Annotated in this window: 8 protein-coding genes and 1 pseudogene; 1 reads left to right on the forward strand and 8 read right to left on the reverse strand. The window is 57.9% G+C overall.

Features of this window, described 5'->3' with window-relative positions:
- Window positions 1-180, forward strand: a pseudogene (locus AC0L3K_RS33685) (hypothetical protein); the annotation flags it as partial.
- Window positions 181-876: 696 nt separating this feature from the next.
- Here AC0L3K_RS33685 and AC0L3K_RS33690 read toward each other — a convergent pair.
- The 8 genes from AC0L3K_RS33690 to AC0L3K_RS33725 all read right to left on the reverse strand — a co-directional run bounded on the left by AC0L3K_RS33690 (window position 877) and on the right by AC0L3K_RS33725 (window position 13,068).
- A complete protein-coding gene (locus tag AC0L3K_RS33690) occupies window positions 877-1,191 on the reverse strand; it encodes a hypothetical protein (RefSeq protein WP_473367625.1) in 315 nt (104 codons plus the stop codon).
- 1,284 nt (window positions 1,192-2,475) lie between these two features.
- The gene (locus AC0L3K_RS33695) at window positions 2,476-2,799 is read right to left on the reverse strand and encodes a hypothetical protein (protein ID WP_473367626.1); all 324 of its coding nucleotides are present in this window, start codon (window positions 2,797-2,799) and stop codon (window positions 2,476-2,478) included.
- Between the two features lie 1,239 nt (window positions 2,800-4,038).
- The gene (locus tag AC0L3K_RS33700; protein ID WP_473367627.1) at window positions 4,039-5,067 is read right to left on the reverse strand and encodes an LLM class flavin-dependent oxidoreductase; all 1,029 of its coding nucleotides are present in this window, start codon (window positions 5,065-5,067) and stop codon (window positions 4,039-4,041) included.
- A 214-nt stretch (window positions 5,068-5,281) separates the two neighbouring features.
- Window positions 5,282-6,358, reverse strand: a complete 1,077-nt coding sequence (hisC, locus tag AC0L3K_RS33705) for a histidinol-phosphate transaminase (RefSeq protein ID WP_473367641.1) — start codon at window positions 6,356-6,358, stop codon at window positions 5,282-5,284.
- A 674-nt stretch (window positions 6,359-7,032) separates the two neighbouring features.
- The gene (locus tag AC0L3K_RS33710; protein WP_473367628.1) at window positions 7,033-8,145 is read right to left on the reverse strand and encodes a branched-chain amino acid ABC transporter substrate-binding protein; all 1,113 of its coding nucleotides are present in this window, start codon (window positions 8,143-8,145) and stop codon (window positions 7,033-7,035) included.
- Between the two features lie 648 nt (window positions 8,146-8,793).
- Entirely contained in the window at window positions 8,794-9,513 is a 720-nt protein-coding gene (locus AC0L3K_RS33715) for a MerR family transcriptional regulator (RefSeq protein WP_473367629.1), read from the reverse strand.
- A 115-nt stretch (window positions 9,514-9,628) separates the two neighbouring features.
- Entirely contained in the window at window positions 9,629-9,832 is a 204-nt protein-coding gene (locus tag AC0L3K_RS33720) for a hypothetical protein (RefSeq protein WP_204513560.1), read from the reverse strand.
- 2,291 nt (window positions 9,833-12,123) lie between these two features.
- Complete coding sequence (locus tag AC0L3K_RS33725; protein WP_259219155.1) at window positions 12,124-13,068, reverse strand: LysR family transcriptional regulator; 945 nt, start codon at window positions 13,066-13,068, stop codon at window positions 12,124-12,126.
- Window positions 13,069-13,306: the final 238 nt, after the last annotated feature.

Here is a 13,306-nt window from a genome sequence, read left to right on the forward strand (position 1 = left end):
GATTCGCGGGCCAATCTTGCCCGCCGTCAGGCAGAAACTCCACTTATCGCCCTGTTCAGATTTCCGGAGCCGGCTCTGTACTCGAAGCCAAGCGACCAGTTAGGTGCGATGCCGTACTCGATGCCCCCCCAACACGCCGCCCCAAAGAACATCACTCTTCGTAACCTGCGCGCCTATTAGGGTCGATCTGATCTGATAGGTGTTGCTCGTGAATGCGGTCCCGCCTCTAACGTAAAGTAGTACGTTCTGGAAAGCATCGCCAATCTGCCCCGTGACGTGACCGAACGCATCAATCTTGATCTGATTGCGGTAAACGCGATGCTGTGATTGAACCGCTCAATTCAGCCCACGTCCCTGGCCTTCCATACCCAGCACGATCTAGCCCTTGTGCCATCGATAACGGATCTGGCCCCACGCTTCCAGCTACCGCATCATGGCAGCCCTCGGGTGTGCCGCCAAGTAATCCCAGCAGTTCGAGCTTGAGCCGAAGCCCGCGTCCATTTCGACATAGTAGCTCCTCTATTCGTAGATCGCAGCCGTGACGGGCTGCGGAGGTTTGGTGTAGAGACGCTGGACAGCCAGCCCAGGCACATCCGCGCCGATTGCGGGGGCCACCGCGTGAAGCGTCACAATGCTCAGGCAAGCAACTCCTTGTTCGTTTCTGGCCTCATGCCTGGAGTGCCCCGACCCTCGTGCGTCTGAACAACGTCCGTGTGAATTGCTGTACGAGCTTCGAAACAGTTGCGCATAAAGCAATGTTCGAACAGAACGCTGCGCAAACTGTCGCCTTTTCAGGTCATCTCCAACTAAGCCCCAATGCTCGGTCGGATGCGGGCATAGCCACCCGACATGTGGACGAAAAGTGGGCTGCTGATCTCAGCGGATAAAGGACAGCGCAAGGCAGATGATGCCCAGCCACACCGCAATGCAGAAGAGCAAAGCGCTTTGCAACGTCGTCGCTCGTATTTTGTGACGCCATTGAAGGAGTTGCGATGAGCAACCGGTGAAGCGCCGACCACGTACAACAGCTATTACTTCTTTGTAATCTGAAAACCGGAAGTGAGAGCGATGCTTGCGAATATACGCCAGCCGCTCAGTGGGTGAGAGGCACTGTGCCCAAACCTCCCATGCCTCATCATCAAAACACGCGCTATTCTCAAGGACTTCGGCGAGGCGCTCGTCACGCTTCATGATGCATCCGCTGTACTGTCAACTCGCGGATCGAGTTCTACAAAGGAAGCCTCACCTTCGAAACCTCTCAGGTTAGGTAGGCGAGTTCAGCGAAGCGAGCCCGGCCAAAAAAGCATCCGTCACGGCCAACGCGGCGTTGCACGCGAGATGAAAGTCGAGGTCATGCAAGGGTTCTGGGGCCCTCTTCTCGTCCAGTGCGGAGGGCGAGCATCGAAGCGCTGTAAATGCCGAAGGAAAGTGGAAGGGGCTCCTTTCGGCGCTGCCGCGATCATGCTCGTCGCCGCATTCAGTTCAAGTGGGTGTGCCGATCTTCTCCGCGGTTTGCGCCGGCGCTGATTGGAATTCGGTTGGGCAGTAGCTTCCGCGCATATGTTAAGATCACACAGATGTGCTTGTCCGTCGCTGCCGGTTGCGAATCCTCCGCCGCCGATCCGATGATCGGGGAATGGCCGACTCGCGATCGTCGGCGCAGAAGTCGCGGGTGGAATCGGCGATCAATCTCACGTTCCACGGTGTTCTTGAGGCTGTTTCCACGGGAGCGCGCGTGCCTTTGCTCTATCGTGCGAATGTGCACCAAGCTGGCGATGGAGGGCCTTCGCGCTCGCCCGGCGGATCGGCAGTTTCCTTGTTTGAGCAAGGCCGAATGCAGCGTTAGGAACCACGGCGTGCGGGAGCTCGGAGCGGCGGCGGAGCAGAAGTTCCGGAATGACGGAGAGCACCATAAAGCCGGGCGCGTTCACGTCCTTTGCGAGAACGCCAGCTGCGCGCAGCGTAGCCCAATCCAAAGCCGCCGCAGAAGATGATAGTGAGAAAAAGGAGTGCAGTTGTCATCTCGATTCGTAAACCAGAGGATGCTTTGATGTGGTACGTCCCACCCCCGCCATCGATGGTTGACTAGTTGGCCGCCGCTAGGCGGCTTCTTCCTCGTTCCTACAACGTGACGCTACGTCCGATTCAAGTCATGGAGTCTTACTCGAGGTGGCCTGCAGCAGCAGTGTGCGCGAGCCCGGCACATCTGTCGATGCGCGGAACAGCCCACGCCGTGATCGTTGCAGGAAACGCTGTTCGTTAGTGCTGATACCTGTGGTTAGTCAGAGAGCTTAGTTTCTGTCGGCGGCATTGCCCCACCGCTCCGGGCCGCAACGGAGAAGACCTTCCGTCGGAACTGTAAATGTGGACGAGACTAGAGATCTCACTGCGCAGTCGGCGTGCTGTTACGACGCCTGGACTATTTGCGTCGGTGCAGCCGCAGGCGGCCGCATCGCAGTGCAAGGGATGCCGCATTCATCCTCTGAGATCTCGGCCAAGAGGATCCTGAGTGCGGCGCGGTTCGCTGGTCATGAACATTTTCGTTGCAGAATCGAGCGACCTGTATGCTCGGTCGCGGACCGCCTGCGACAAATCAGGAGTCGCGTCGATCGCGGCGCGCGCGTCGCTCATAATCTTATGCTTTGCGAAAACAAGCTTCGCGTCTAGCATTACATGAAGCGTCTCTCGAACATCAGGTAAGATCAAGCTGTCGCCATCGATCAATTCTCGCAGTTTCCAAAACATGCGCTCGGCTGCTACCAACGACCCGAGGACTGACATCAGTCTTGGCGACATCATGGACCATCTCCTTCTCCGCCCATATTCTCGCGACCATCCCAGCGAAATCAGATGTGCCTCCGCTTGGCACCGTCGCGCCAGCCGCCCGCTGAAACGCAGTGACTGGGATACAATTTTCCTGCTACGCCTCGCGGGCGTGTGACGCCGCCTGCTCAGGGGAGCTCGCAAACCGTGCGATTTGCGAGCAAAGGCATTTATTTTTCCCCTGCTCCCCAGGCCGCATTCGCGCGCATGCGCGGGCTCACCTCCAAGACCGACATCGAGGCTGGTTCTGATTACCACAATGCGGCCAGCGCGCATCGGAGTTGGACGTCTCCCGCCAGGCTCTATGCTGCTCCGCTTGTTCACTGGGATCGCTCTGTTAACCAGGCGAAATTGAGTGACTGAACCCGGTCACGCAAAGGTGGTCATTCGATCTCCCGCCGCTCGGCGCGCCCGCGCGCTTGTGATTGCATGAGTGCATCGAGATCGAGCCTCCCGATCTGGCGCGATGGTGTGTCGGTCGCGCGCTACCTTGAGCTCGATCGATTGTTGCCTCTCCATCGGCTGCTTAAACGCACATGCCGTTTCCTTGTGCCGGATCCGTATCTCGGATTCCGTCTCTCTTACTCTTCTCATCACTGCACGGCTATGCTGTGCAAACCGTGCATTTCACCCACCAGCGGCCACCGCGCTTCTCCGCGCGCAACTTGCCGCGGCGAATCCGAGAGAGCACAGCTTCGGGGCTTATGTGGTTCATCGCTGCGAACCGCTGAACAGAGAGGTAGTCCGTATGCAGAAGTGGAGGGGTGCTAATGCCGTGCGCAGCCAGCAGAATGCGCAGCGAAGCCAACTCCGCGAGCACGATCTCAAGTTTACGCGCGATCTCCTCCGTCTGGTCGGAGCGCTGCCGGGACCTCGTCACGAGCGGCTCGCTGGGCCGGCAAGCCACACCCTGGATTCGTGTCGAACGCGATCGACGAACTGGCGCGCCAAAGCGGGATCAGCGTGAGCTAACTCACCTGTCCAAGCCCGCCGCTGTTCGGGCAATGCCAACGTGCGCAACATGAGAGTCAGGCCATTTACTGCCGTTAAGCGTCCTGTCCGGTGATGTAGTTGAAAGGGTCTCATGCGCGTCAAAGACACTTGAACCGTAAGAGTGGCCTGACCGATGCATCCAGCTGCGGGACTCATCGGCCTTGGTGTTGCCATTTGTTGCTAGGTCAAGAGCGAACCTATGGAATGTAGTTGGGGTCACCATCAGTGCTCGGCCGCTATGAGCTCGGAGTGAATTGCAGTTGCTGTGTTGAGGCAGGCATCCAGTGACAGAGATCCGAAGGCGACCTGACAAAGGAGATAGTTGGCGCCTGCTTCTTCCACATGATCGAGAAGAGTTTGGCGCACCGAAGCGCGCGTGCCGACAACGCACAGTTCACTCTCAATTGCGGCATCCAATGTCAGGGGCAGGTTGGACGGAGGCGGGATGTCATTGAGGTCGTACAGGAACTTAAAGCTCTTGAGCCATGTTTCGTAGGCTGGCGCCGCGAGGGAGCGGGCGACTGCTTCAGAGCTGGAAACTACGACCATGCGGAGCAATGCGAGAAATGATGCTGCGCCGCTGGCAACACCCTTCGCCTCTCGATTAGCGCGATAGACATCGGTTATCTTGCGAACGGCAGAAGAGGGGCCCATGCACGCGAGATTGGCGCCAATTGTCGCAGCCCAGCGGGCTGAATCTGGCCGATTTGTCGCAATCCACGTCGGGGGACAAGGATGCTGGTGAGGTGAAAGCGTCAAAGGGACGTCGCTCAGCGCAAAATGCTGCCCTTCGTATGTGAGCGGGCCGCCATTCATCGCGCCAACGAAGATTTGAGAAGCTTCCTCGTAACGGCTCGAGGCGACATCGGCTCCAACGCCAAAATAGCTCAGTTCGATCGGCAGAGAGCCGCGACCAAGGCCGACCTCAACCCTGCCGCCGCTCAGGTGATCCAACATGCAGATCTCCTCGAATGCACGCAGCGGGTGATAGAGGTTGAGCAGCATGACCAAAGGACCGACGCGAAGTCGCCGTGTGCGCTGTATGACGCTTGACAGAAACAAATTCGGCGACGGACCCAGTCCATGCGGAGTGCAGTGATGCTCCGCCAGATGATAGGCATAGAAACCGAGCCGGTCGTAGGCCTCCGCTAGGGTAAGGCGGTCAGCGTACTGCCGGGTGATATCGCGGCCGTCCTCGTCAAGATGATCAAAGATGCCGCAGGTCAGGTTTGAGGGAACAACGTTTCTCACTCAGTTATCTCCTATTTAGACAGGACCGGAGTCCGCCGGGTCGGGAGTGCAAGAGGCGCTCGCTGGCAATCCGCTGTATTATTGCGAAGCCGTTCACAAAGGTCGCAATGCGGCGACTGGAGAAAAACTGACTCAGGGCTGCGTCGCGAAGCTGCATCATGTGTGGGTCCGGATCGATTACGACGGAGATCTGTGAGATGAGTGGAAGGGACCACTAGCCACGACATCCCACTTTCCTGAGAATGCTGCCGACGGCCGCAAGAAACGCATCCATCTGACGCTTTGTGCCGATGCTAACCCGAATGCACTCTTCCAGGCCGGCATCCGGAAAGAAGGCAACAAGGACTCTCTGGTCTTGCAACGCCGCCTGCCACCATCTGCCACCCTGGCCTATCGGCACACGGGCGAGGAGGAAGTTCGCGTGGGAAGGCGTTACAGAGAACCCAAATTCAGTGAGGGCGGCGGTTACGCGCTGGCGCTCAAGCCTGACGTGGCGATGGTTCTCCTCATAAGCGTCGCGATGCGCAAGGACGCTCATCCCCACGGCGTGAGCGACCACATTCATATTGAAGACATTCTGGATGTTGCGAAGCCTCCCGATCAGCTCGGGATGGCCGAAACCGAATCCGACGCGGATGCCAGCGGCGGAATAACTCTTGGAAAATGTGCGCAGGACCACAAGATTGGAATGTTGCTCAACGAGGCGTAGGCCGTCCTCAGGTGCGAAATCGACGTAAGCTTCGTCCAGTACGATCAATCGGTCAGATCGTGTAACGAGGCGTTCGATCTCGGCGAGCGGAACAAAAGTCCCGGTCGGATTGTTCGGATTGGCCAGCAGAATGAACTTGGCATGTTTAGCCGAACCGAAAAGCAGCTCGTCCATCGGCAAGCAGTCCGGTTCAGACCAGGGAATTTCAATGAAGCGGGCCCCTTGCAACATGGCAAGCTTGCGATTGAATGAAAAACCCGGCGACATCATTGCAACGTGGTCGCCCGGGGCAAGAAAGGCTCTGTAAATGAGGCTGAGCAGTTCAGACGATCCATTGCCAGCCATCACGCGATCAGTTGCAATGCCGTAGGCAGCTGCGGCCGCTTGCCTCAAGCTGACATTGTCGTCTTCTGGATAGCGGTATTGCAGCTCGAGAGCTGCAATTGCGCTTCGCATCACGACGCCTGGCAAAGGAAAGGGGTTCTCATTCGTGTTTAGTTTCACGCAATTGTTGTCGGTGGTGGGTCGCCCGGACGGTAGAGCATCCAATTCGCGAGCCACCGGCGAGAGCGAGGAAAGCATAGTCTGCAACTTTGCATCCAAAGTGGTGTTCTCCCTTTTTGTCGACGACAGTAGTTGAGGGCGTTCGGCGAGCCTACGTGGGTGCGTGCGCTTTGTTCGGACCCGAGAAGCGCGAGGCCCGCGTGAATGTGAGTGTTGGGAGGCGGACTTGGCTCTAAGGGCCGTACCGGATCAAACTCCGTCTCAAGGTCCGACAGTGATCAGCAGGGATCAGGCCTCGCACCGCGTGTTCCGAACCAATACCTGTTTCCAGGAAGGGGATGGAAGGCCACGTCCCTCGACCGAACACCGCATCTAACGATTGGCTGGAACACGCGCAATCCGCAGACGGACTGCGCGTGACTGACATCGTTTCACGACGTACGTTCGTTCTAAAGAGGCCCTGACAGCTCACTCCCGACAGCGAGGCGCGCATCAATTTCACTAGCTGGAAGAAGACACCGATATTCGTCGGCATTACGAATGTGGAAGTGATGCTCACTGCAGTGGCACCAGACGAATGGGAACGTACTCTTCGGGCGGCCCTGCGGGCGCGCACGATAGCTGTGATAGCATTGCTCCGAGGGTGAGAAATGCTGCGACTGCGGCGATTGCGAGGCACGTGAGGAGCGCGTAATCGATATATCGAGGATGGTTCATCATTCGAACGCTTCGTACGGTGTTGGCACGGGCGGTCAGTTCTGCTCGACCGCTTCGACGGTATTGTCGCGCCAGCGGTAAACGATGAAGCCTGGAGCGGCATTGTCTCCCTTGGAGTCGAATCTAACAGTGCCAATAGCCGTGTCGATTGACTCGGAGCGGAGGGCCGCAGCGACCCGCATAGCATCGAAGGTGCCGGCCCGTTTGACGGAGTCGGCCCATGCTTGAACCGCGGCATAAGCGTAGAGCGTGTAACCTGCGGCGGTTAGGCTCGAACCCTTGAGCTTGGCGACAGCAGCTGCGCCTGCAGCATTCTTCGTCGGGTCCGGCATAAAGGTAAAGAGCGTGCCGTTCGCGGCCTCGCCGGCAATGGCCCAAAAGTCGGTTGTCATCAGCGGATCGTTGGCGATCACGGTCAGACGTGCGCCCGCCTCCGCGGCTTGACGTACGATCAGGCCGATCTCGTTGTAATAGCCGCCGATATAGACGAGCTGGATTCCCTCTCGCTTCAGTCGCGAAACGAGAGCGGTATAATCCTTCTCGCCTGCAACGTAGCTTTGTCGAACGGGATGCTCGCCGGCTGCACGAAGGCGCGATTCAACGATATCGGCGATACCCCTGCCTGCTGTGCTCTTGTCGTCGAGGACTGCGAGCTTTGCACCTTGGTGATGCCGCGCGATGTATTCGGCGGCAACTCTGCCTTGCTGGTCATCGCGGCCGCAAATCCGAAACAGGGTCGTTAGGCCACGCTCTGTCAAACGGGGATTGGTGGACCCAGGTGAAATCTGAATTACCTCGGCTCCGGCGTATATGTCTGAAGCCGGAATCGACGAAGATGAACAGAAGTGACCAACGACGAGCTTGATTCCGTCAGTTGTCAGGCGATTGGCAACAGCTACAGCCTGCTTGGGATCGCATGCGTCGTCGGCGATTCTCAGTATGAGCCTTGTGTCAGGCAGCAGACCCGAAGCATTTATCGAATCCACAGCTGCGGCCGCTCCATCGCGTATCTGCGCGCCGAGCGCCGCAGTGCTTCCCGTCATCGGACCCGCTATGGCAATGTAAACATCTTTTGCCCTGGCGCTCGAGCTCAGGGCCGCGGAAAGGAGCGCGGCAGCTCCAAGCCTGTGAATGCGAAGGATCGTCATATATGACTCCCGGTGTCTCGCGAGACGACTTGGTCTGCTTCGCCATTCTGGTATGACGCGGCGGCCAACAATCTGGCGCAATGATGTTTGGATCGAACTCAGGTTGCGTACGAATAGGCTCAGGTTGTTGCCAGGTTAGGCCATAAGCTTCGGGCGGGCACGGACGAGCAGACGTTCCGACACTGGTCAGGAGAAGCGGTCGTCTAGGGGCTGACAGGACCAATATCGAACATTCTGCTGATACCCGGTAGATTCGCCAGTTTCCCGTGCTCGACAGGCGTGTGCCGAGGAGGCGCTTGGAAGGCGCGTAAGACCATCCATCGACTTGTTCTCGTCGAGAACTCTCACCGAGAACTTCCGAAACTAATGCCGATCATTGGAGTCTCCCTCGGTTTAACCGGCTCTCTGTCTGTCGCCCCGTCGCTGCGTCGATGCTTTAGAAGGTACAATGTGACGCTACGTACGAATCAAGTACTTCGAAGCGTGCTCGTTGGGGTTGATTGCCAAGATCGACAGAGCGAAAGACCCAACCGACAACGCAGAGTCCGAGGCGACTGCTAGGGACAAACCATCCGCGGTCAGACAGGATCACCATCACCTCATCCGGTTTAGAGACATTTCAGTAATAGGGCGTCGCAACGGGTGCGCTCAACTCGTTCCCAGCTGGTCCTCCAGCGCGGCGAGGGCGAGATCGAGGTATCGCATGAGGCTCGCATCCCAGCCGGCGAGATTGTGTGGTTCGGTCAATCGCGTTAGCACCTTAAGTATCATCGAGACAGTCGAATCAACTCCTGCGATCTCAGTCAGCAGCGAACGGGCCTGACGCGCGATTGCATTTGCCCGCTCGCAGCACGGAGGCTCACGCTGGTCCATGCAGCTTCGCAGCTCGTCCCGGATCTTTCGCCACCGATCTTCGCGGCTAGCGTTAGAGGCGCACGTGCAGATGGCAGAGGGGGTACGCTCCTCAATCCGCGACATGGCATCTAGCGTCGCCGGCAGCTCGTCGACACTGACTTCTGTCTCACCTTGCGTCGTCATAGTGCGCAATCGATCCCGTAATAATGTCGCGCGCGCGACTTGAAGCTCAATCCGCTCCAGATGGTTTCGCAACAGGTCCGTGAGAGATGTCCGCCCCTCGATCGCCTTGCGGATCTCAGGAAGCGAGAAGCCGAGCTCACGTAGAGCGCGAATCTGGGAGACGCGTTGTAGGCTTTCCCGATCGTACATGCGGTGACCGCCACAGGTACGTTCCGACACCGTCAATAACCCGGTATGTTCGTAATGATGCAGAGTGCGTACGGTTACACCGGTCGCCTCTGCAAGTTCTCCAATGCGCCATCGGCGCCGTCGTGGTATGGCGTTTGTCATGATCCTCAATTTGCAAGCCTACAACCTGACGTCACGTGAGAATCAAGTTATTTCAATGATCTAGATGATGCGTCTCTTGCTGCAGGCCCCAGAAGGTTACAGTGCATGCCGGTGCTCAAGCGGCCGAGACAAGTGCAAGCATCAAGTGCGCGAGCGACGCCAATTCGTCCCTCGCCGCGCGTTGCATCACCAGTCTGGCGATCGCCACGCGATTCTCGCTGGTTCGCATGCATGACGGTAAAGACGCGATCGCTTGATCGAACAGCCTTCCCAAGCTCGCGAGATCATCCGGATCGTAGACTCCGCTCGGCGTTTCCAACAGAAACCTCCTTTGGTGATTGCACTCGCGCCGCACGTGACGAAGCCGTTTGGCTGTGGTGGGGCAAAAAGGAGACGGAGCGGCGACGTGCGTGAAAGAATGTGACAGGTGCGTCCACGTGATGCCGTTGTGCAACATGGCGTTTGCTTCCTCTGCCCGACAGTGCGCTAACCCAAAGTGTGCAATGTCTCCTGATCCTGCAGCAGCGGTGGCTATTCTGCCGCCTGATCATCAGGAAAGCGAAAGCATGTGCGTGACAGCCCGCTGAGACACTGCCTCCCGAAACGGCGAACCCAGACACAGCACTGATCTCATCGGATGGCTCTCTTTCAGTCGCAATCCTTGCCGTGACGTCTATCACCTCGGCGCGCGGTGCGGTTGATTGGGTTGATCATCGCGGATCAGTCGCACCACCAGTCGTGGCGCAGTGGCGGGCTTGGCGCCTAACAGCTTTTTCGATCGTCCGCTAGTCCTGTTGTGGCACTGTGGGCTCAAAGGCGTTGCTCGCGTGATCGCTGCCCGGGTTTTGAGTGCCGGAAGAATGACGGCTGCTCTTCAACGGCGCAGGTCCGCCGCCGTGAACGTCGGGAGTATGACGGAAGGCGAGCTCAAGCCATTCCTGAAGGCATCATCTCAACGCAGGTGCACCTCAAGCGTCTGGCGAAACGTTGCTCGCAATTAAGGACCGGGTCTCGAACGATCGTGCCATATCCGTTGCATGTGGCGGCACTCAAACGCGTCTAGGGGCGCCCCAGGCGCCACGCGCTCGCGCAAACACCTGACATAACTCGTGCAGCAATAACTTGCATGTTTAGGCGTGCGCCGGATCAGTGTCGCGGAGCGCGTACATCGGACAGCGTCGGGAGATGCAATGCACTCGAAGTGCAAAGATCCGTAGCGGCTTTGCCTCTGTACAATCACTTGGCGAACCGCTGGCCGCCTCGCTATACGGGTCCGCAATAGCAAGAGACGATGCTACAGTGTGGTTGAGAGTTTGATGCACGTCTTAAGGCCATGCTCAAGTCGAAGCTACTCCAAAATCTGGGGGGCCACTGTCTGGCGGAGTCGCAGCAAATATCCCATCGAACACAAGGCTCGAGCGCGATCTGTCACGGTATTGGCTTGCTCGTGCGACCGCTCACACCTCAATTCCAGCCTCTAACAGTATCGCTTTGGCATGCGCGCTGGACATAGATGCTTCGGGTAAGATAGGCAAATTATCTTGCCGCAGCAAAGGAGCCCTTCGGGGTCAGCGGTGCGAGGCAGCAGCTCGAGATGGACGGCGGTGGCGCGGTGTGAGTCACGCCGCGATCTTTCGAAAAACGCGATTGTCGCGACATCGGAAAGAAGGACCCGGCACCGATCATCCGATTTGGCTGGGGATGTCGTCCGAAATGATCGAAAGCTGGAGGAGGAGCAGGCTTGGCGAGTGGGAGCGGCGAGCGCTTACGCGGCCGCACCTTGGCTCAGTTGCGGTCCTCTCATCATGAACACTCCTCACCGCAACACGCGCGCAGCTGGAAAAAGTGCCGCCAGCTGATGAGCTGATGCCACTTGATCCGGGTTGATCCTGCGGTCTGCAAGCTTGCAGTTGCACTCGATCACGCGGCATCGCGCGCATCGAGAGGAAGATAAGTGCCGTCGAGAGAGGAAGTGTTCCGAATTTCAATTGTGACATTGTGCAAAGACACGCAGTCTTCCCCGCCCATCCGGGTTTGCGCGAGCTGGCGGTTGGCTTTGGGGTGCGCGATCGTGGGCGGCGTTTGCGTTCAGCTTTTATGTTGATTCGACCCGCACGAGCAGGAAGCGCCTCTGCCGGTCATCAGCCATTTGTATCTAGTGGCGCGCTTCGGGACTAACTCCATCGCTGTTGAAGGCAATGAGATCCACCAGTTCAGGCAAACAGCGATGCGGGTTCGCTACCAGGTGAAGCCTGCAACTTCGATCGTAGGTGCTGGCCTTGAACCTGACGGGGCGTGCGATTCAAGCGAGTTTGGTGCTGAGGCCGAACATTGTTCGCCGTACAGGCCACATAATTTTTGCGTACTCTGAAGCTGGCGCATGCACCTGTGATGCGGTCCCGTCCGAATCAGCGGAAAGTCCTTAGCCGCCAAGCGAGCTGTGTGATGCGCAGGATCGTCACGGCACCGCGAGTCAATCGGCTGCGACCCGACCAAACTACGCTTAAGCGCGCTTTTGTGCACTATGCCAAACGTCCCTCAGAGGACCGGGGCTTCGAGCCTGGCGTAGGTCCGGTCAGCGAGAGCTGGCCGCAACCGGCCCGAACAGTCCTAGGACGGGCCGTGACATTGGCTGATCTCGGACGGAGAGACCATCGTGGATGCCTGCTGCAAGAATATGTTGCGCAACCACATGCTTGCAGGATCAGTATTATGAATGGCGGGCCATTGGACGGCCTCTGTGAATGTGAGAAGTCGCAGGGGAGGTTCGACAACCCGCAGCGGCATCGTCTGTGCGAAATGGCTGACCAATCTTGAGGGCATGCTCGCTATACGGTTGGTGCCCAATAACATAGGCGGAATCATGCCAAAACCCTGCACCGCGACCTCGGTGCGTATCTTGAAACCATGCTCGAGCAAGAGCCATTCGTGGAAGGAGGGCCTCAGGGAGCGCCCGAACTGGGCTTCCACGTGCCCGATCGAGATGTATTTCTCGAACGTGAGACGCGAAGTGAGCTGCTTGTTCATGGGGCAGCCCACGCAGACGAAAGTGTCCTCGAACAGAGCCGCCTTCGGATGCGCGCTCGACATGAACATCTGCGGATACATGAGAAAATCGACTTCACCGCGCCGGAGAAGCTCATCAGGTTCCTCTGCGGGCGGCAGCAACTCGAAGCTGATTGTTGGTGCTTCCCGCGCGACGCGGTCCACGACCCCTCGAAGAAACACGACAGTCATGAAGTCGGACAGGATGATCCTGAATCGCCGATTCGATTGAGACGGATCGAAGCCGTCTGGAGAAATAATGGAGAGCTGAATGTGAGCGAGAGCCTCGCGAACCGGGGCTGCGAGCGCTTCAGCCCGCGGCGTTGGGACAAGCTTCCGTCCTTTCATGGTGAATAGCTCATCGCGAAAGTAAGTGCGAAGCCGCGCGACGGCGGCACTCATGGCAGGTTGACTGAGGTTGATGCTTCTTGCCGCCGTAGTGAGATTGCCTTGCGTCACCAGGGCGTCGAACGCGACGAGGAGATTCAGATCAAGGCCCTTGAAACGCATAATCCTGAGCGATCCACGCTGTGAATGTGTTCTATCGATATAATCGATTTTACCATTTGTACCGAATGAGGATAGCAAACGATAGTTTAGCGAGATGTCAGATCCATCAGAATGGTTAGAAATCGTTGCGCGTCTCAGCCCCGCGCTAGGTATCAATCAAGACGTCTCGATCGTGGGGTCGCAGTTTCGCGCGTGTTGCGCAAGCCATATCGCCGTGAGCTAGCACGATCGGAATCCG

The organism is Bradyrhizobium sp. MI1.10 (assembly GCF_055811035.1).